The 20534-nt window shown below is 40.5% G+C and carries 22 protein-coding genes; 4 read left to right on the forward strand and 18 right to left on the reverse strand.

Going from position 1 to position 20534, the window contains the following annotated elements:
- Window positions 1–76: 76 nt before the first annotated feature.
- Window positions 77–1207, reverse strand: coding sequence for a hypothetical protein (locus EKQ44_RS05135; protein WP_237662465.1), 1131 nt, complete (start codon window positions 1205–1207; stop codon window positions 77–79).
- Between the two features lie 231 nt (window positions 1208–1438).
- Here EKQ44_RS05135 and EKQ44_RS05140 point away from each other — a divergent pair, with 231 nt between their 5' ends.
- Window positions 1439–2170, forward strand: a complete 732-nt coding sequence (locus EKQ44_RS05140) for a ZIP family metal transporter (RefSeq protein ID WP_237662466.1) — start codon at window positions 1439–1441, stop codon at window positions 2168–2170.
- A gap of 40 nt (window positions 2171–2210) precedes the next feature.
- On the opposite strand, the gene EKQ44_RS05145 is transcribed toward EKQ44_RS05140, so the two are convergent.
- The 3 genes from EKQ44_RS05145 to deoD form a co-directional block, all read right to left on the reverse strand.
- Window positions 2211–3068, reverse strand: a complete 858-nt coding sequence (locus EKQ44_RS05145; RefSeq protein ID WP_237662467.1) for a M15 family metallopeptidase — start codon at window positions 3066–3068, stop codon at window positions 2211–2213.
- Between the two features lie 167 nt (window positions 3069–3235).
- Window positions 3236–3643, reverse strand: coding sequence for a secondary thiamine-phosphate synthase enzyme YjbQ (locus EKQ44_RS05150; RefSeq protein ID WP_237662468.1), 408 nt, complete (start codon window positions 3641–3643; stop codon window positions 3236–3238).
- A 241-nt stretch (window positions 3644–3884) separates the two neighbouring features.
- Entirely contained in the window at window positions 3885–4589 is a 705-nt protein-coding gene (deoD, locus tag EKQ44_RS05155; protein WP_237662469.1) for a purine-nucleoside phosphorylase, read from the reverse strand.
- 308 nt (window positions 4590–4897) lie between these two features.
- On the opposite strand from deoD, the gene EKQ44_RS05160 reads away from it, so the two are divergent.
- Window positions 4898–5041 carry a hypothetical protein gene (locus EKQ44_RS05160; RefSeq protein ID WP_237662470.1) on the forward strand — a complete coding sequence of 48 codons (144 nt, stop codon included), beginning with the start codon at window positions 4898–4900 and terminating at the stop codon, window positions 5039–5041.
- 39 nt (window positions 5042–5080) lie between these two features.
- Here the strand turns inward: EKQ44_RS05160 and EKQ44_RS05165 are convergent, their stop codons facing one another.
- A complete protein-coding gene (locus EKQ44_RS05165; protein WP_237662471.1) occupies window positions 5081–5395 on the reverse strand; it encodes a hypothetical protein in 315 nt (104 codons plus the stop codon).
- Between the two features lie 175 nt (window positions 5396–5570).
- On the opposite strand from EKQ44_RS05165, the gene EKQ44_RS05170 reads away from it, so the two are divergent.
- Window positions 5571–6689, forward strand: a complete 1119-nt coding sequence (locus EKQ44_RS05170) for a DUF2515 family protein (RefSeq protein ID WP_237662472.1) — start codon at window positions 5571–5573, stop codon at window positions 6687–6689.
- Between the two features lie 437 nt (window positions 6690–7126).
- On the opposite strand, the gene EKQ44_RS05175 is transcribed toward EKQ44_RS05170, so the two are convergent.
- On the reverse strand, window positions 7127–7294 hold the full coding sequence (locus EKQ44_RS05175; protein WP_010193926.1) for a YozD family protein: 168 nt from the start codon (window positions 7292–7294) through the stop codon (window positions 7127–7129).
- A 179-nt stretch (window positions 7295–7473) separates the two neighbouring features.
- Here EKQ44_RS05175 and EKQ44_RS05180 point away from each other — a divergent pair, with 179 nt between their 5' ends.
- Window positions 7474–7638, forward strand: coding sequence for a hypothetical protein (locus EKQ44_RS05180; RefSeq protein WP_237662473.1), 165 nt, complete (start codon window positions 7474–7476; stop codon window positions 7636–7638).
- On the opposite strand, the gene EKQ44_RS05185 is transcribed toward EKQ44_RS05180, so the two are convergent.
- The 12 genes from EKQ44_RS05185 to EKQ44_RS05240 form a co-directional block, all read right to left on the reverse strand.
- Entirely contained in the window at window positions 7627–8334 is a 708-nt protein-coding gene (locus EKQ44_RS05185; RefSeq protein ID WP_237662474.1) for a hypothetical protein, read from the reverse strand. The two genes, EKQ44_RS05180 and EKQ44_RS05185, sit on opposite strands and share 12 nt — an antisense overlap.
- 632 nt (window positions 8335–8966) lie before the next feature.
- The gene (locus tag EKQ44_RS05190) at window positions 8967–9185 is read right to left on the reverse strand and encodes a YozE family protein (protein WP_237662475.1); all 219 of its coding nucleotides are present in this window, start codon (window positions 9183–9185) and stop codon (window positions 8967–8969) included.
- 61 nt (window positions 9186–9246) lie between these two features.
- Window positions 9247–9525: a YokU family protein gene (locus tag EKQ44_RS05195; protein WP_237662571.1), complete on the reverse strand. Its 279-nt coding sequence runs from the start codon at window positions 9523–9525 to the stop codon at window positions 9247–9249.
- A gap of 11 nt (window positions 9526–9536) precedes the next feature.
- Window positions 9537–10955, reverse strand: coding sequence for a lysine 2,3-aminomutase (gene kamA, locus EKQ44_RS05200; protein WP_237662476.1), 1419 nt, complete (start codon window positions 10953–10955; stop codon window positions 9537–9539).
- A 141-nt stretch (window positions 10956–11096) separates the two neighbouring features.
- Window positions 11097–12488, reverse strand: a complete 1392-nt coding sequence (locus EKQ44_RS05205; protein ID WP_237662572.1) for a sigma-54 interaction domain-containing protein — start codon at window positions 12486–12488, stop codon at window positions 11097–11099.
- A gap of 12 nt (window positions 12489–12500) precedes the next feature.
- Window positions 12501–13388 (reverse strand): putative beta-lysine N-acetyltransferase, encoded by an 888-nt coding sequence (gene ablB / locus EKQ44_RS05210; protein WP_237662477.1) that lies wholly within the window; start codon window positions 13386–13388, stop codon window positions 12501–12503.
- Window positions 13389–13557: 169 nt separating this feature from the next.
- Window positions 13558–14766, reverse strand: coding sequence for a Ger(x)C family spore germination protein (locus tag EKQ44_RS05215; RefSeq protein ID WP_237662478.1), 1209 nt, complete (start codon window positions 14764–14766; stop codon window positions 13558–13560).
- Window positions 14763–16355, reverse strand: a complete 1593-nt coding sequence (locus EKQ44_RS05220; RefSeq protein WP_237662479.1) for a spore germination protein — start codon at window positions 16353–16355, stop codon at window positions 14763–14765. Before EKQ44_RS05220 ends, EKQ44_RS05215 begins: the two co-directional genes overlap by 4 nt.
- Window positions 16343–17467 carry a GerAB/ArcD/ProY family transporter gene (locus EKQ44_RS05225; RefSeq protein WP_237662480.1) on the reverse strand — a complete coding sequence of 375 codons (1125 nt, stop codon included), beginning with the start codon at window positions 17465–17467 and terminating at the stop codon, window positions 16343–16345. The genes EKQ44_RS05220 and EKQ44_RS05225 overlap by 13 nt, the downstream gene beginning before the upstream one ends.
- A 390-nt stretch (window positions 17468–17857) precedes the next feature.
- Window positions 17858–19120 carry a peptidase gene (locus EKQ44_RS05230; RefSeq protein ID WP_237662481.1) on the reverse strand — a complete coding sequence of 421 codons (1263 nt, stop codon included), beginning with the start codon at window positions 19118–19120 and terminating at the stop codon, window positions 17858–17860.
- A 61-nt stretch (window positions 19121–19181) separates the two neighbouring features.
- Complete coding sequence (locus tag EKQ44_RS05235; protein ID WP_237662482.1) at window positions 19182–19835, reverse strand: 3-oxoacid CoA-transferase subunit B; 654 nt, start codon at window positions 19833–19835, stop codon at window positions 19182–19184.
- The gene (locus EKQ44_RS05240) at window positions 19805–20521 is read right to left on the reverse strand and encodes a CoA transferase subunit A (RefSeq protein ID WP_237662483.1); all 717 of its coding nucleotides are present in this window, start codon (window positions 20519–20521) and stop codon (window positions 19805–19807) included. Before EKQ44_RS05240 ends, EKQ44_RS05235 begins: the two co-directional genes overlap by 31 nt.
- Window positions 20522–20534: the final 13 nt, after the last annotated feature.

The raw sequence follows: 20534 nt of genomic DNA on the forward strand, positions 1-20534 counted from the left end.
GGAGTTGTACGTAGTAAAAAGTCCAATTACCGACTTTTAACAACGAAATAGCAACAATCTCTGTGAAAAGAGCCTTTTATAATTGTTCCAAGAGATTTTCTAAATCCAACGTCCAGGGCTCCTCAATGGAACCTCTATATAACTTGAATGTCACATGTCTTGATTCCGTTCCACTTGAGTCTCTATGAATATAAAGCTTCGCACTTATCGGATAATAAAGCTTTGTATCGAAATCTTGGCTTACAGGTAGATCCGAAAGTCTTTTTACAAGGTCTATCTCTTCTAAGAATTTTACTTTTTCTTCGAGAAGTGCCCTATTCTTATCATCGAGGACAGAAGCGAGGATGAACCAGTCGTGTTGATGTATCGACAGGACGGTAGCATCTACTATTTCTGCTGGAGAAAGCTTTTCTGTATGGTCAAGCCATTCCCCTGCCGCTTTTTTTATCATGATGGAGTGCGCATGATCCATCTTTCTTGATTTGTGCGTGATGCTGTCCTGAAAATGAATGCAGAAGTGCCCTGGAAATCCATTTTGAAGTGCACCTTTCCCATGTGGCATCCCATGCATAGAGGCGGCAAACTTGTTATCTTCAGACAAAATCAGGATTGCTCTCCGATCCCAGCTCCATATCCCCCTGTAAATGTCTTTCATTATTTTGGTATCTGCATTTGTAAGAGGTTGAACATCAGCATGATAAGATCCCGCTCTTCGTTGAACTTGAAAAGTCTGGCCAGTATCCAAATCAAGAACGGTAAAGCTACTGTACCGCGGCAAAGCGCTGTTAGCTTCATTCCAAGTGATTAGATCTCCGTAATGCATGCCGTAGAGCTTTTTCATATCCTTGGCCAATCGATGTGCTGCTTTTTCCGGGAGTATTAATATTGCTTTATTATCTTCTAAATCATATATATTCAATTGATGATCCACGGCATATCTTTTTTTTCCGTCAAGGCTAATAAAGATATCTGTCGGTGGCACTGGATACGTAATGTCTTCCCATTTACCATTCTGTATGGCTTTTCGCATACTTTTTGGTAATGGCATGTCCGTAATATATTTAGAATCCAAGGATGTTTGCGCGTGGTAAAGGGCTGTCTCCTCCTTCCCACCAAAAGCAGACACCTTACCTGGTCCAACAGGGCTATTTAGTGAATAAGCGATGACTGTAGCTAATACTACGAAAGTAATGATTCTTCTCACCATTCATCCCTCCTTTTCTTTTATCGGCTAATTCTTAAGACTTTCGTTTCTTTTACGGATCTTATATCAATCGTTAAAACACTAATGGCGTGCTCTTTTCCCTTCAATACTACCCAAGCCTTTTTATATAAAATGTACCTTAGTTATTTTGTCAAAAATGTAATTAAAGTATGTTGAAATTTTTTTCGTCCACATTAGTAATATAAATCTTTAGGATAAGCAGGGTGAGAAGTTGTGGTTGAGGCTTTGTTTTGGGGAGCAATAGCTGGTGGAGCCTTATTGCTTGGAGCTGTGGTCGGTCTGTTTGTGCCGATACCAAGGAAAATAACGGGTTTTATCATGGCTTTTGGTACGGGAGTACTTATTGGAGCCGCATCCTTTGAGTTATTGGGAAACATAGAGGATCAAGCAGGTTACAGCTTTGTGATTTTCGGCTTTTTAATCGGAGCAGCCCTGTTCACTGGCTTGGAGTTTGTCATCAGTAGCAAGGGTGGGAAGGAAAGGAAACTCTCAAAAGAAAAAAGTGAAGGACATTCAGGTATGGCTATATTTATCGGTTCCATCATGGACTCTATTCCAGAATCGGTCATTATCGGGGTAAGTTTAATAAAGTCGAATACCGTGAGTTGGGTTATTGTACTAGCCATCTTTATCAGTAACATCCCAGAAGCACTTTCAAGTTCCGTCGGTTTACAAAAGGACGGATATTCAAGGAAAAAGATATTATTTCTGTGGACCATTGTATTTATTTTAACCACTTTAAGCTCATTATTTGGATTCATGGTTTTTAAAGAATTAGACGAGCTATATATGTATATGGTAAGTGGTCTAGCAGCTGGAGGAATCATCGCGATGGTGGCTTCCACCATGATGCCAGAAGCCTTTGAAGAAGGCGGTCCGATTGTGGGCCTTTTATCTGCACTGGGTTTATTATGCTCCTACGTCCTATCAAGTGGAATACTTTAAAGCCCTCATCGATGATGCTGGATGAGGGCTTTGGTTTAGTTTATTGTTTAATGGCACGATCAAAAAACTCTTCGAGTGTGAGGTCATGTTCATGAATATAGGATGCTACTTCTTTGCCCACATAACGTAGATGCCATGGTTCATATTGATATCCTGTAATTACTTCTCCATCCTGGGGATAGCGAATGATGAAGCCATGCTCACTTGCATGCTCTTTTACCCATTGACCTTCCGGAGTTTCACCGAATTCTTCTGTCAAATCAAGAGCGGCAGAACGACTGGAAATGTCCATTGCCAAACCTGTCTGGTGCTCACTATGTCCTGGAATGGCCGATACCGCATTGGTTTTCTCTTCTCCCCACTTTTTTAAGTAGGAGTTGTAAATGCCATACTGGGTTTCATAGGAACGGTATCCAGAAACTGCAAATATTTCTACATTTTCCGCTTCCGCAGCAGCAAATAGTTCTTCCAAGGCATGTGCTGCTTCTTCACGCAAATATTTCTTGTCAAAGTCTCCTTCAAACGAGAATGGTACATCTGGAATGGTCAGATCCTTTGGAACATAATCGGCAGGCAACGATTGATTTTTATTTACCAACACTAGAATATTATCCGTATTTTCAATTACCTTTTCTTCATTCAGTACAGTAAAAAACGGTTCCTCTAATACAAATTGGTTTTCATTTGTTTCAGGTGGTACCTCTGTTTGCGGATTTTCTTCCGGTTTTTCCTCTTCTTCAACTGGTTCTTCTTCCTCTGGAACCTCTTCGACCACTTCTTCCGACGCATCTTCTTCTATAAAGTACTCCCAAAACTTCCAGTTGATATTATCCAGTTTGTTGGAGCACCCTGTTAACAATAATAAAATTACCAGGATAGAGAAATGTTTCTTTTTCATACAATAATCACCTTTTTACTATTCTAATATAATCATTATGTGTTGGTTAATTGCTAAAAATAAAAGCTCCACTCAAGGTGAAGCATACTTAAACAGTGTACCACTAATCCATAACTCCGTAAAAAGATATTACTGCTAAAATAGAAGATAAGAAAAAAGTCACTATCTTAATCAGCATCTTTGAACACTTTTATATATACTTTTCTCTGTCGCGGTCCATCAAATTCACAGAAGAAAATACCTTGCCAAGTCCCTAGAACAAGTTGACCTTTATCGATGAGAATTTGCTGAGAATTCCCAAGCGTCATTGCTTTTAAGTGAGCAGCTGTATTCCCTTCCATATGGCGGTACTTCGGATGTTCCCATGGGTATACTTCATCAAGTCGCATCACGACGTCTTTCACCACATCGGGATCAGCATTCTCATTAATGGTGATCCCGGCAGTAGTATGGGGACAATATACGATTACATGCCCCTCTTTGATCCCAGTTCTTAGCACCAGACTTTCAACCTTATCCGTGATATCTTGCCACTCATCCCGGTTGGAAGTTTGTAAATTTATGGTATGTATCAATTATATCATCCTTTCTTTAGGTACAGTTCCTGTAGTACATTATTACACGTAATCCAAGACAGCTAAACCATGAAATGCTCTTTTAAAGATGCACATCGCATAAATAATAACTCAGGCATAAGAGCACGACAGAATGGCATAATACGATAGGATAAAAATACGTAAAAGCAACAAAGTTTACGATAATATCCTATATAAAAAAAAGCCCTTGAGTGCTGGTATCTCAAGGGCTTCACAAGATTTATTTTTTGATTACAGCTTCCAATGCCACTTCCATCATGTCGCTGAATGTGGATTGGCGCTCTTCAGAAGTCGTTTCTTCTCCGGTTAGAATGTGATCACTGACCGTAAGAACAGACAGCGCATTACGACCGTATTTTGCTGCTAGTGTATAGAGGGCTGCAGATTCCATCTCGATTGCAAGGATTCCATACTTCGCCCATTTCTCAAGCTCGCCGTTGTCATTATAGAACATGTCGGCAGTGAAGACATTCCCGACTTTTAGATTAAGGCCCTTTTCCACTCCCACGTCATAAGCCTTTTTCAGAAGGTCAAAGTTTGCAGTCGGAGCGTAATCCACGCCACCGAATGTCAAACGGTTCATCTGGGAATCAGTGGATGCACTCATAGCCAAGATGACGTCACGCACCTTCACATCCTTCTGGATAGCTCCGCAAGTTCCTACCCGAACCAGATTTTGTACATTATATTCACTCATTAATTCATTAATGTAAATGGAGATGGAAGGTACACCCATGCCAGTACCCTGTACAGAAATTCTCTCGCCCTTGTAAGTACCTGTGAAACCAAGCATCCCTCTTACTTCATTGTAGCAGACAGCATCTTCAAGGAATGTTTCTGCTATATATTTTGCACGTAACGGATCTCCAGGTAATAGGATCGTTTCGGCTATTTCACCTTGTTTTGCTCCAATATGTACACTCATTATGTTACCTCCTAATAGCTCTTGCCATTGTTGCTTTACAACAATGACTACTATACCATATATTACCCATGTTTCAAAAGAATCTCTCCTTAAAAAAGCGCATTCTTTTACAGTTGGAGCAGAAAATAAAAGGGAAAGAAATTCTCCCTTCAGGAAGGTGATCTTATTGAAAAAGAAGCTAAGACAAGCTGTAGAGCATGCTAATGCCACGAACACAACGAAAAAGAAAACTGCTGAGCCTCACACTTCCAGAAAAGATAAGCAACAAAGCTAGAATGTGCCTCGTATTTAAAAAGGAGATGAGATAAATGGGAAAGAAACATCGTAACAGAATTAATGGGCAAAAGAAGAACAACCATATCAGTCCAGAAGCAATTGAAGCGGAACACGCAGCTCATAAGAAGGAACACTCACCAAAGGGCCGCAAAAACGGTCCAGGAAACCATATTTAAAACAAAAGGGGCAAAGTTTGACCTTTGCCCTTTCCTTCATTAACGCACAGCCACTCGATTTATTTTCTTCCACCCACCGAACTCCAAACGGTAGTAGGTTATTCCTAGTGTACCCTCATCAATCATGAGGACATCACCTGTTGCGATAAATCTTCCCTCATATTCACGCGGGATGGAATCTGTTACATTGAATTTTTTATATACTTTATCCACCACATCCTGATGACCGGTTCCCTCCATGGTTAATCGGAAAATGGGATTGTACCCTTTAGATTCCCCGTAATTAGGTGTTTGCATAATGGTGACATCAAATTCCCCTGTACCCAGCTTCATCATTCTTTTAAGAGCCAACATCCTTTTCACCCCTCAACCATTTCTATATATAGTATTAGCAATCCACCTTGTCGAATCCTTCATCAGATTATAAAAAGTTTTGTCGAATGAAATAAAAATTTGTAGGAAAACATCGTGACTCGCCTGTGTATCATTAAACCACCGCATTCTTCATATGATATTCCGAGGTGGTTTTATGTTTGGGAAGTGGTTTACAAAAACAGCATCCCCTTCTAAAGATGATACTATGCTAAAGATTTGGACTTCTACAGATGAAAATAAACTTAAAAAAGAATGGACAAATCCGCCTGTTAAGTTTTCTCCATCATCACTGAAGGAACAGGAATTGTTAACGAGAATACGCAGCAAGACTAGAAGCCTTAACCGTAACAATGTTACACGAACTCAAGCCTACTTGGATTTTTATCTAAAACACCAAGAGGTACATTGGAGCTTTTTGGCTCACATGGTTTCAAGAAATGGCGGCTGGAATATGACAGACCTGAAAGCCAGTCACCTATCCTCCTTGCTTTCCTATGAGAAGTCCTCCATCTTATTTCGTTTTCTTGAGAAAGCCAATCACCTTATTTTTCAAGATGCCTACCCACAACTCCTCCTTTATGAAGAAAGTAAAAAGGCTGGCAGACCTCTATTTCATCTACTCTCCGAATTTCATGTTTCAGCTTTTATGATTCCGATATGGACACTTTTTTTGAAAGATAACAGAAAAAAAGAACTCCTTACCGTCTCCCTGATCATTAATGAACAGAATTTTATTGAGTATAACCTCCTACAGAATCCATATTTTCAGCAAAAGGTTTTATCCAGTTTAACGTATCAACTACAGGAAAAACTGGGTTTTACTTTACTGCTATTTCCTTACCAAAAGGGTTCAAACATTCTAATGACCGGGCTTGGCGTCGAACAATTTTCCAACCTTTCCAATCGTATTGAGATAGGGAAAAGGCTATATGTCCTATTGTTTAAAAACGATGATGTGTTGCAAGGAACTTTGCGTTTCAGCAAGGAGCATCTCCATACCGGATCAAGGGCAGATTACCTTCCTGCCGTTTTTTCATCAAAGTCTACTTCCCGTAAAATATATAGCCCGACCATAGAAGCAGCATGGGCGGATATTGACCACCCATCCATAGTGCCCGTTGCTTGGTTTAAAGATTTTCAGGAAGCGACGAAGTTTTTGAACCTCCCTGCAAACTTTGAACCGGCTGATATGGAGAAAACACATCTTTATAATTTGATGAAGCTTACAGGAATTTCTGAGCTCCATGGGATTTTCTTTGATATGGGAAAATAATGAGGATGGTGGGTCGTACGTTGGTGGTTTAATTATTGAGGAGATGGTCATTGGTGTATTTGTCCGAAGATTTTGGAAAGTTGACTGAAGATTTAGCGATTTTGACCGAAGATTTTGGAAAGTTGCCCGAACGAAATTTTTAAATGACCACACCTCGTTAATTTATGTCCAAAGCCAATTAAAAATAGTCCGAACAGCGCCTTATAGAAAGTTCAGTTTGACCAAAGCTCTAAGAAATTTGTCCGAAAGGTGTCAACATGAACATAATTTACTTGTTTTCAGGTAATTATCACGTAGAACTCTCCCGAACCACCATTGCCAGCAGGCCCGCCCTAATTGTTGAGCAACAGAACTTAAAAAAGCTGTTCCCAAGGCAACGATCTCGCCTAAGAAACAGCATTGCTTGTATTATTTTTTTTTTGAAGTTTTTAGGTATACTATTCTATTTCTTCATCAATAATGCATTTTTCCAGTAAATAATCGAACATGATATCCGCCAACTCTTCTATCTCGCTTTCAGCTGGAACATACCCACGCCTTACCAGCTCATTGTAAAAGAACTCGGCAATTTCCTCTGTATCAATAACCACTTCGATTTCTTTCACAATATCACCCCTTTTTAAAGGTTTATGTACGTCTATATAGATATATGTCTTACTCTCTATATTAATCCATCCTACTGGACAAATGCTATCTTTGTTTTTAAAAAAATCAGAAAAAGACATATAAGTCTCCTTCCTTGCATAAATTGGGACAAAAGGACAAGCATTCACGGAAGGGAGAAATGATGATGAAAAACGTCTTGGCTAGCTTAGAAAGATTAGGAGAAGAGGAAGTATTGTTACCGCTCTTAGATAAAATGTCGGATAAACTGATCCTTGCTACTGCAATAATCGGTGGTCCGTTTTTCATCTATTTGCTCTTTCAATTCTCCATGCTACTTTTCTAGTTGACTATGTTTTTTTCCATCCATGTATTTTTTTAAGTTTTTCATGACAAGATTCATAACTTCTTTGTACTCCTCATCACCAAAAATATCATGCAACACTTTGTAATCATTGTAGACATCCAAAAGACCATCTATTATCCGTTGATATTCTTTGTTATATTCCTCTTTTTTATAATGTTTGTTTGATCCCGTCATCGGATTATACAACTCCAAGCTTGTATTTTCTTTGTTGAACATATAGGACAATCCAAGTTTGTGGATAAGAATTTCGGCATGTTCATGGTGGATGACCATTGTCAATTCTTCCTCACCGGCTTCCAACCATTCTCCGTCTGACAATCTAGTCAGCTCGTATATGATGTCTTCCCATGAGTCCTCTTTATATCTCCATATTTCCGTTCGGAACCCGACAATTTTAAATAATTCTTTCCCATATCCGGCAACGTGTACAATGTCACCGATGAAGTAGAGATACTTGATATCAAGACGTTCGGTTACTAGAACTTTTCCCTCATATTCGGAAACAAAAGCCAATGTTTCTTCTTGATACAGCCCATCGCTTGAATTGACCTCATATACATACGCACCATCAATTTGCTTCATGTCCGTCACTTTACCGACAGTTCCATAGATGGTGATGACAACAATGTCGCCAATTTTATATTTCGGTTTGTTTGGTTTTTTGTTCTTACCCATATAATTTCTCCCCATTTATCACTGTGGCTTTGATAGTAATGTATTATATGCAGCAAGAGGTAAAATCGCCAAAGTGTAAGGATAAAAAGTATAAAACGAATGTGCTTTAGATAAAAGTCCTAATTAATACGAAAACGCACCCAAGTAATGGATGCGTCAGACTGTTGACAAACTATAAATTAGTTAGGTTATCTGTTGGAAGAGTTGATCTTCGTTGCAGGAGCTTCGCTTTCCGCGGGCAGTCCGGAAGCCTCCTCGGGCTACGCCAAAGCCACTGAAAAAGTACATTATTTTAGTAAACTGTTCCATACCGCTGTTGATTTCCGCAAACGGCTTCGCTTTCCGCAGGGCGACCTTGAGCCTCCTCGGGCTGCGCCCTGCGGGGTCTCAACATTGTCGCTACCTCCCCGCAGGAGTCTTCGCCTTTTGCTCCAATCGACAGCTAGAAATCATTAGGACCATAAATTATTGGGATTTTCAGTGGCCTCGGCTACGCCATGCGGGGTCTTCCATATCCTTTCTCCCACAGGAGTCTTCGCTTCCTCCACTGCGATCAACTAGAGACTATTATCATAATTAGACTTTGTCTACATACTTACGCACCCAACTAATGGGTGGTCTCACTTAAACTCTCATGCATCTTCCTCATATAATTCCCACGCTTTATCGAACGTCGACATACTTTCCAGGTACTGTCCGTTCATTTCCAAGTAGCTGCTGATCTCATGATAATCCTCTGAGTTTTTTGGAAATGCATGGTCATCATATGCATGGTTGGCAAATATACTGATATCATCTTTTTTCAAAGCATGACGGAATTTCATAATATAATGGTAAAACGACTTTCTCATAAATCATCCACACCCGTTTTTTTCTCTCATTCTACAACATAATGAGAAGGTGGGACAACCTTTAGCTGGTGAAATCGAAGTAGTTTCTTTTTAGCAATCTTTGTTTTCCCATCAACTTGGCAAAGCTTAGTTCCGCTTCAAGTTCACTGGTATTAATTAAAAATAACTGATCTTCTATTTGCTTTACAATTGTGTCCTCTTGATATTCCATTCCACAGTCATCGCAGACAACAGAAGGTGTTTCTGTTATGGTGACAGCTTTCGTTCCATCAGGCAGTTCCCAATACACTGTACCGGTTGATGATGTAGCTTGTGGACTTTCACACCAATTGCATTTCATCATGAACCCTCCTAACTCGTTTCGCTCTTATTTTCTTCTCCTACCGTATATTTCTTCTGTTGAGCCTGAAATTTCTTTTCTTTTAATTCATCCCGTTTGTCACGTTTATCTTTTAATGTGGTATGCTCGGGATTTGTTTCATAATCCTTGCGGCGATTCAAACGGTTCAACCCTTCTGGCACAAGGTTGAACTGAGAATCATTCATGAGCGCAGCTATACCGATATTGGAACGCTTCTCTTCCATGTTGGAGTAGATTTTCCCAAAGTACGCTTCCGCTCTACCAGGAACATAGTTCTCCGGCTCCGGATAAGTGGTGATGACTCCCTCGAAATTACGTAAAACAACTTTATTGGCACTTTGTGAAATAATATAGTTCGGCTGAACAGCAATTTTCCCACCGCCTCCAGGTGCATCGACCACAAAGGTAGGAACCGCATATCCGCTTGTATGGCCGCGTAGCCCTTCAATAATCTCGAGTCCCTTGGAGATCGGTGCCCTGAAATGACCGATGCCCTCCGAAAGATCACATTGATAGATATAATAAGGTCTCACCCGTATTTTCACAAGATCATGCATCAATTTCTTCATGATTGGTACACTGTCATTAATCCCTGCCAGAATGACAGCCTGATTACCGACAGGAACACCAGAATTAACAAGCATTTCACAAGCTAGTTTGGATTCTTCCGTAATTTCTATGGAGGTATTAAAATGTGTGTTCAGCCATACTGGGTGATACTTTTTTAAAATATTGCATAAATTATCGGTTATGCGTTGCGGAAACACAACAGGTGCTCGTGTTCCGATCCTAATAATTTCAAGATGTGGGATTGCGCGCAAATTCTTCAAGATATATTCCAGGATCTGGTCATTAATTAGAAGACCATCCCCTCCGGAAATTAGACAGTCACGGATTTGATCGTTGGCAGCAATATAAGCAATCGCTGCATCCAGTTGTTTTTTCGGTACACCCATTCCGATCTGACCGGAAAACCTTCTTCGCGTACAGTACCTGCAATACATGGAGCATTGATTGGTCACTAAGAAGAGTACTCTATCTGGATATCTGTGTGTCAATCCTGGTACCGGAGAATCTTCATCCTCGTGAAGGGGGTCTTCCAAATCGTATTTCGTCTTGTGAATTTCTTGGGATATTGGTACTGATTGCATTCTGATGGGACATTGGGGATCGTCCGGGTTCATTAAGGATGCATAGTATGGAGTTATATTTAAAGGAATAGTCTTGGTGGAGATTTTCACACCTTCCTCTTCCTCCGGTGTTAAATTGATCACTTTTTTCAAATCTTCGAGTGTGCGAATGGTATTGGTCAACTGCCAAATCCAATCATTCCATTGTTCCTCGGTTACATCCTTCCACAATTCAATATCCTTCCAATGGCGCTCTGGCTTGTATAAATCCATTTTCATCTCTATCTCCTCCCTTTCTTACACCATGCAATTACCGTGCCAACTATGCTGATGCCCATATACTACTTATATATGTAAGAGAGTAAGAACTTGTTATTAAAGGGAGTGCTGAAAATTCAGCACTCCCTACTTATTTCGTTTTTATTTACTTGCAGACATTCTTTCCTTCTCCATTTTAGACAATTTATATTGAAGCGTTTGTCTTGGTATGTCCAAGAGCTTGGCAGCCCTTAATACATTCCCGCCTGTATGGGTAAGTGCGTCCTTAATTATTGTTTCTTCTGTTTCCTGTAAAATGTCCCTTAAAGCACCCATGCTTTTGCGCGGTGGCACCTTCAAAGTCTCCTGTTGTAATTTTGCAGGCAGATGTTTGTAGGACAGGGGGCCTTGTTTCGCCCTTAATAGCAAATACTCTATTGTATTGATTAATTCCCGTACATTTCCAGGCCAATGATAGGATTGGAACATACTCAATACCTCATGATCCAACCTATTGCTAATACGGGGTTGAAGCTTTTCTTCCAGTATTGCTTTTATATCCATAGTCCGTTCCCGTAAAGGAGGTATATAGATCGGACAGGTGCTTAAGCGATAATAAAGATCTGCCCTGAAAGTTCCGTTCTCCAAACATTTTTCAGGTGACTCATTCATTGCAGTAATAATTCTGACATCAACTTGAATCGAACTGGTTCCTCCTACTCTTCTCACTGCCCCGTCTTCAAGTACTCTTAACAGTTTTGCTTGAAGTTCGAGAGGCATGGAGTTCATTTCATCTAGAAACAAAGTCCCTCCAGAGGCCATTTCGAATAAGCCTTTTCTATCCGTTGCACCAGTGTAGCTCCCTTTTTCAGTCCCAAACAGAATACTTTCAAGCAAGGTGGAGGGAATTGCTCCACAATTCTGGGCAATGAATGGACCATGACTTCGTGGTGAATGGTGGTGGATTCCCTGCGCAACGATTTCTTTTCCTGTTCCCGTCTCCCCCCAGATGACTATGGGCAGGGTGGAGGAGGCAAATAATTTTGCATCATGAAGCATGTGTATACAGGCCGGATCATTCGTGATGAAATCTGTTAATCGATAAGTAACCTGGAATGTGGTCAATCTCTTGCGATCCCCTGTTTCGTGAATTTTAGCTTGCAAGTCCAGTAGTTTATTAGATAGGGTATTTAATTGCCCATAATTTTTGGCAATTTCCACCGCACCAAGTAATTTTGTTCCATGAAGAATGGGAATCGTTGTGTTCACCGTTTCAAGCATTTGACCTTTTTTATTTTCATAACGCTGGTTTTCATGAAAGATTGGCTTTTTTGTTTTAAGCACTTTTAAAAGCGTGCTGGTTTCCTCGGTCAGAGAAGGAAAAACATGCAATAAATGTTTACCCAATACCTCATCCACTGCCATCCCATCATACCCTGCTGCCACTTTATTATAATAGATGGTGATGCCATTCTTATCCACTGCATGGATAGCTTCATCTATTCCATCTAAAATGGCCATCAGCATCTCTTTTGATAAATGGTGGTTTTGCATCATAATCCCTGCCTAATTCCCAGCATTACGTGCCGAATTATTGGCAGTAGTGATAGATAAATCCTTGTACCAAACATTCATATCTTCTATTTTATCAAAAATATAGCAATTGTTTTTCAGTCTTCCTTTATATGTGTAATCCAGATTATGCAGTACCGCATTCATACCGAACGAAAGTGCTCGTGCAATGGAATAGCTACAATATACCTGCCTTTTTACAAGCTCGTTTTCCAGATTACGGATTATATGATTCATGAATCCACCTTTACGCATGGAAGGCAAGGTGGCACAATCCGTAATTTCTGCATTTTTAAATTCGTTGTTTATTTCTGCTGAAGCTGCCGCAATGATCTTTCCACTATCTTCAATCAGCATAAAAATGGTATCATCCTTCATCTGCTTGGTAATATATTCTGGATCTTCAATTGGAACCGGATAGATGGGAAATACACTTTGATAAAATTTGGATAGTAAAGGTGCATCTTTTCTTTCAGCCATGCGCATTGTCATTCCTTGTTCTAGGCTTGTTTGTTCTTGCTTCTCTTTTTGCCAAACTCCATCTAGAATTTTGTCCTCTTCACACCATTTTCCGCTGTTATATCGATCCAAATTTTTGTATTTACATAAGAAATACCCGTCCCCACCCAAGAAATACCTAGGAACTTTGGCCTCTAAAAGAAACCCTTTTTCCATAAGGGCTTCAACCGTCTCGTTTCTTGCTTTCACGATGATTTTTTCCACGTGGGGTTGCTCGCACAACCTTGTGATGGTTTGGATGATTTCGCCTATATTGCCTCTTAGATCCTCTATTTTTAATCTCTTATTGTAATAGTCTTGATAGGCAAATAAATAAAACGATTCATTATTCAATAATATGACTTTTCCTGTTTTTGTTGTCATAATATCCCCCCTCCTAATTTACTTCGCTATAAAAATGAAAAATCCCCCAGTTTTTTAATCTTTCTTCAATGCTATTTTCAGAGTAAGTGAGCAGTAAAAAGTAAAATTGCGGACTTTTTACAAGTTAATAGCACAATTTTATGAGAAAAGAGCCTTGCTTTACTAATTATCAGTCTGTGACCGACTCATCTGACAAAAAGCTTTTATTCCGTATTCCAGATCGTTTGATATGGTAATTTGAATTTATTTTTACTTCAGCTTCAGAAAATAAACGATCCCAATCGTCTTCTACCTCTTTGAATTTCTTCGGCGAGGAACGATAGAATACTTCCCCAAATCCAAAGATATCTGCATGGTAGTCCTCTTGCATCTTTTTAATGGTCCTTGAGATCTTTTCTTCTACATACTTATTTAATGCTTCTTCATGTTTATGATATGTTTCAATTTTCTCAAGATTTTTGCGGCATTGGGTACCCTGGATTTTTGCCTCACCGCTTATGGCAACGGTAATGGTTATATTCCCATGCTTGTCTTTTACTTTTACATCTGAATGCGAGTTGATTACTCGGATATCCAAATAGGAATCCGATTTTTCTTCGCCTTCCATGTTGCATGGCACAGTTAGACTTGTCCTGTTGAGGCCTTGTGTCCAGAGATAATCACGAGCCTCTTCTGGTGATAAAAAACCAATCAATTTATCCTTCTTGAAGATAGAAAGCCCTGAAATAATGACAGTTGCATCTAGTTCCGTCTTGGAGTTCTGATCAATACTTTTTCCTGCTTCAGGTTTTCCCTCTATCGATACAGCACTTGTAACCGGATGTCTCCCTTTTGACGTAAGGGAGGAAATGAAATCCGTCAATCTGACATAAGGGTCTCCACCCCATTCTTCCAGATAGACTTCAATCTGTTTATGTACCTTTATGGATGGTACCAACTCAAGTGGATAGGTCGTTTTTACAATATCAGAGGCCTTGGTCCCCCGGGTTATAAGTATGTTGAAATCATTCCGGAATTCCCCGGTCCTCTCCAAAAAATCCAATATATCTCCCACACCTTCTTTTGCTAAAATTTCATCAATGACGATGATTCTTGTGTGGGAATAAATCAATTTTCTAGAAAGCCCTATATTCATTCTTTCAGATAATTCGGCCAGGGAGTTCCCTTCTTCTTGAAAGGTGATGACAGGTGTTCCGCTACCTGGCTGATCAGCAGATAGCTGAGGTGCGTTAATCGTCTCGACCGTAACAAGGAACTTATCTTTTTCACCTTTTTCAATCGCGATACCCGTTACAATGGAGATTTCATTCAACTCCACTTTATCCCAGCATCCTGTCAATAGGAAAAGAACGAAACAAACACTTAACACTTTCCTCATGAAAAATTCCCCTTATCTTTTGATGGACCACTATTGTTACCAGTGTCTACCGTTTTTTTGGTATGCTTGGGCTTTAAATAAGATGGGCGTGTGATATTATCCCAAACTGGCATACGAATAAACACATCTTTTTGATCCTCTAGCAATAATGGAGCAACAGGTGCTAAATATGGAACCCCATACGAACGTAAACTTGTCAGGTGTATCACCATGATCACCACAAGAAGCAATACCCCATATAATCCAATTAGCGCAGCCACGAGAATATAGACAAATCGTAATATCCTAGTAGCAATCGAAAAATTATAAATAGGTGATACAAAGCTTGCAATAGCAGTCAATGCCACAATAATAATCAACACACTTGATACCAATCCCGCTTCCACAGCAGCTTGTCCAATAACGAGCGCACCCACAATGGAAACGGTTTGCCCGACAGCTCTTGGCATACGAACTCCCGCTTCTCGCAATACTTCAAATGTCAACTCCATAAGAAGGATCTCGATTACCGCCGGAAAAGGTACCCCTTCCCGTTGTGCTTGTACACTAATTAACAGGGAGGTAGGAATCAGCTCATGGTGGTACGTAGATATGGCTACATACAAGGATGGAAGCAAAAGGGAAAGCATAAAAGATACATACCTTATAATGCGGATGAAGGATGCCATAAAAAATGGTTGATAGTAATCTTCGGTTGAAATGAAAAAATCCGTAAAAACGGTCGGGACACTCAAGGCGAATGGGCTACCATCGACAAATACTGCAACTTTTCCTTCAATAAGATTGGCTGCGATATTATCCGGTCTTTCTGTATTATATGTAAGTGGAAAGGGAGTCAGGGATTTATCAGTCAGAAACTCTTCAATATTCCCGCTATCAAATAGCCCGACAACATTCACCTTTTCAATCCTGCTCTTCACTTCTTTAACAAGAGCTTCATTTGTAATATTTTTTATATAACCAACCACTACCGCTGTTTTCGTATCCTGTCCTATACGATACTGTTCAAAGCAAAGGTTGGGATTCCGGATCCTACGCCTGATTAAACTGATGTTTGTATTCATCGTTTCGGTGAAACTGTCTTTGGGACCACGGATGATGGTTTGGGTGCTCGGTTCTGTTACAGGCCTCTTTTCGATGCTTCCCAGATTGATGCACAACGCTTGTTCAATACCATCAATGATTATTACGGCGTATCCATTTAAGAGCTTCCAGTAAATTTGATGGTAATTCTCTGCAAATTTATAGGGAACAGAAGCAAAATACTCTTTTCTAAACTCTTCAAGATTTCCCTTTTCTAAATCTGTATCTGCGCCTTCTGCCGATACCAACGGCTCAAAAATCTCTTCCGTCAGTCTATCTTTTGAAATTAATGTTTCGAAATAGTATACGATTGCATCTCGCTGACCCACAATTAGTGTAGAGTAATGGAAATCGATAGAAAGGGAGAAAGCTTCTTGGATGATCTCATCATTTTCCCTCAAGGATTTATATAATGGCTTAGAAGTTTCTGAGTCTGAATATAGCTCCTTTTCTGTTGAGGAAATTTCCTGTTGTTGGCCAAAAAGATAATTCTTTATCCTCCCCATTCCATTTCACCCCTTTTCCTATTTTTCTTCCTCGTACGGATAAGCACAATCACTAGTAATAAAAACGGCAATGCGAACTGAAAGGGAATATGTATGAAGTATGGTACAATTCTTAGTCCTTCTTCTATATGTTCCGCAAAACTATCTGTAATGATAATGGAAGATAAACAGATAAGAGAGCCTATCGGGAACAAAAATGACCTATATTCCCTTTTAGAGATATGTTCCAGGCCTTTAACAGCACCGAAGAAAAATATACCTATCTTCACCATGATTCCGAACATTACGACAAATACCACAGCGATGTCCACACGTTCGATAAAGTCCAAAAGGGAAATCTCCCTTGCAGCAGATAAAAGCGGAAAATTCGCTCTTCTCTTCATTTCCTGCCCTAGCGTCATCACTTGAATAATGGCAGAATAGACCAAAACGAGAGTGCTAAGCACAATGCCTCCGATGGCAAAGCCTTTTGCTTTCTTAAACTTGGTCACCAACGGTAATACCGTCGCAAAAGCAATCAATTCCCCAAAAGGGAATGTCAGTAAACCAGGAAATACAGCCTTCAAGACGGGGCGTATCCCATCTTCTAGGAATGGCCTTAAATTCTCAACATGGATCTCACCGGAAAGCAAAATGAAAAGACCAACAAGAAAGGTAAAGGAAAAGACATATGGAAAAAATATTTCCGACGTCCTGGCCATAACCTCTATCCCTGCGTACAACATATAAATAATGGTCAACATGATGGTAATACTGATGATTTCAATCGGAGTATAGATAAAAATGGTAGATACGATCAATTCCCCAAAGTCCCTTAGTACTCTTGAAGACAAATAGACGAAATACAGTATATAAAGGAGACTAATAGCTCGACCAACCCATTTTCCAAGGCAAAATTCAATAAGTCCGAAGAGGTTTATACCAACTTTTCTCCCTAACATAAAATGCAGCAAAAGGATGTATCCCACTCCGATCAAACCAGCAATCAGGATTGCTAACCAGACATTCTGCTTCGCTTCCCCACCTATCCCTACCACCGTAGCACTGCCCATTTCAAAGATCAGCAGCAGGATGAAAAGTTGCAATAGTGATATAGTTTCCTTATTTCCCATTTGCGCCTCTACTCCAATATTTTTTATTTTTATACCTCAGATCTTGGACTATTGCGACAACCATTCCAAATATAAAGGTGAGATAAACCATCCACTCTCGAAGTCCTGGATCAAATATAAATAAACGCATGAAACAATCCATCCAATTCATGTCATAATAATGACAATCCAAAACTGTAATCAATATCATCATGCCTAAAAAAATAACGGATGTTAGTATCGTAACCATCTTCTTGCCCCCGGACTTCATATACATAATAGTATTTTCTATTACGCCCAAGATATGTGAATGAATCCTAATTTAGAGAGAAGCACTGAAACAAATGCCGCAATCCCAATAATAGGATTGAAATTAAAAAAGGACCCCTAAAAGAGGCCCGGTTCTCACATTCATTCCGCTATTTCACACCAATTCATCATCACCATCGCAAATATTTCGGCTGCCTTCATCATCTGATCAATGGAGATATATTCATTCGGATAGTGTGCAACCTCTGTTGTGCCTGGGCCAAATACGACCGTCGGTATGTCGCAGAGTTGTGTAAATAACCCTCCATCCGTTCCCCAAGGAGAAGCTTCGAGGATAGCAGGCTTCTCGACAACTTGTTTATATGCATCCTCTATCAACTTCACAAAAGGATGCTCCACCTCAACAGCCCCTGGTACCCATTGAGCCCCAAACCATTCGATTTCTACTGGATGACTGTCAAACCACGAATCCACTTCACTCAATGACCGCAACCAATCAGCAAACTCTTTTTTTACATCATCCAACTTTTCCTCGGGGCCAACCCCAATTCTACCCTCTAAAACTACCAAGTCAGGTACAGAAGAAGGCCAGCTCCCCCCATCAATTTTCCCTATATTTATAGGAAGTGGAATGGGTATGCCATTATATAGAGGATCTCTGACTCTGTTGTTTCGAACCGTCTCGAGTTCCTTGATTTTTTCTAAAACACTAACACTTTTTTCAAGGGCACTTACCCCTTCATACCTGGTTCCCCCATGAGCGGACTTCCCCTTCACCCTTACTCGGAACCACATGGAACCTTGCTGTTTTGGAAATATTTTCATATTGGTAGGCTCTGGAATTAATACTGCATCTGCCGTATACCCCCTGAGGATAGCGGCTAAAGTTCCGGCACCTCCACTCTCCTCTTCAATAACACTTTGGAAAATTACATCTCCCTTTAGTTTTACCCCTGTTGACTTTAAGGCATTGATGGCAAACAATAGTGCCACATTTCCACCTTTCATATCGGTGCTACCTCTACCGTATACTTTCCCATCCTTCACTTTCCCCTCATATGGGTCATGTTCCCATTGTAGGGGGTCACCTTCTGGAACCACATCAATATGTCCATTGAGGATGATGGATCGTCCACCGCCTACTCCTTTCCAAATAGCCACCACATTCGGGGAATCTTGAAAATGTTCACGGACAGAAACGAAATTCTTATGAGTGCTCATTTCTTTCGCATCTGGCTCCCATATGTCGATTTCCAGACCAAGTTCTCTGCAAGCCTCTATGACAACCGCTTGAGCGGAGCTTTCCCTTCCTTGTATACTTCTTTCTTGAATCAATTTTTGGAGAAGCTTTACCGCGTTCCCCCTGTTTTTAACCAGCCAATCCTTCCATTCCATCTGTTTCATCTCACCCACCCCTCCTTATCCATCACATATGCTCTTCTTGTCTCAAAAGTCATCAAACGGTTTATGAAAGTGCAGGTGATAATGTAAATGTAGCATTTGTGCTTGCTTTTACCTCTTCCAAGGTAACCCCGGGCATTAGCTCAAGCAATAGCAAGCCCTCCTCTCCGACTTTAAAAACTGCCAAATCGGTTATGATCATATCCACACATCTTGGGGTTGTAATAGGCAAACTACAAGTTTTCACCACTTTGGAATGGCCGTACTTATCGGTATGACTCATCAGAACGATAACCTTTTTGGCCTTTTGAGATAGCTCCATGGCTCCCCCCATACCAGGTACCCTTTTTCCTGGTACAATCCAATTTGCCAAATCCCCTTGTTCGCTCACCTGGAGGGAGCCCAATATCGTAATATCTAACTTCCCCTTTCGGATCATTCCAAAAGCTAGCGCGCTATCAAAATAGGAAGCACCGGCTTGGATGGTTACAGGGTATCCGGCAGCATTACATAAATTTTCATCTTCTTCCCCTTCACAAGGGGTGGAGCCCATACCCAAGACTCCGTTCTCTGCCTGAAAAAATACATGGATTCCTTCTGGCAAATGGTTGGGAACCAGAGACGGAATGCCAATTCCCAAATTCACTACCATCCCATTTTTTATTTCATTTGAGGCCCTCTTGGCTATCAGGTTCCGTATGTCTTTTCCCATACCCATGACCAGTTCACCCCTTCACTTTGAATCATATAATCCACATACACACCAGGTGTGATGATCTCTTCTGGGTCCAAATGGCCAAGTGATACAAATTCCTCCACCTCTACAATTGTTTTTGTTCCTGCCATTGCCACAAGTGGATTGGTGTTCCTTGCACTTTTGTCGAATACAAGATTCCCATACGGATCTGCCTTTCTTGCATATACGATCGACAAATCGGCGGTGAGAGCAGGCTCGAGGATGAACTCTTTTCCTTCTAAAGAAAGGAGTTGTTTATTTTGGGTTACTATCTGGCTTGTAATGCCAACATCGACAAGTATCCCGCCCAACCCTACACCTCCCGCTCTGATTCTCTCTGCTAACGTTCCCTGTGGACTGAACTCCACCTCAAGCTTTTTATCTGTCATCAATTGACCGGCAACTGGATTAGAACCAATATGAGAAGCTATCAATCTTTTTACCCTGCCAGTACAGACGACCTTCCCAATTCCAATTGTAGGAAAACCGGCGTCATTTCCGATGAGGGTCAGATCCTTGATCCCTGTTTCAAGGAGAATATCCACCAACTTTGGTGGGGTCCCCACTCCGCCAAACCCTCCAAACATCAAGGTCATTCCATTAGAAAAAAGGTTAGTTACCTGCTCTGTGTTCACGATTTTGTTAAACGTGTTATCCACACTTCCCATCCCTTGTCACCCC

This window comes from Sutcliffiella horikoshii, assembly GCF_021991925.1.
Lineage (GTDB): Bacteria > Bacillota > Bacilli > Bacillales > Bacillaceae_I > Sutcliffiella_A > Sutcliffiella_A horikoshii_F.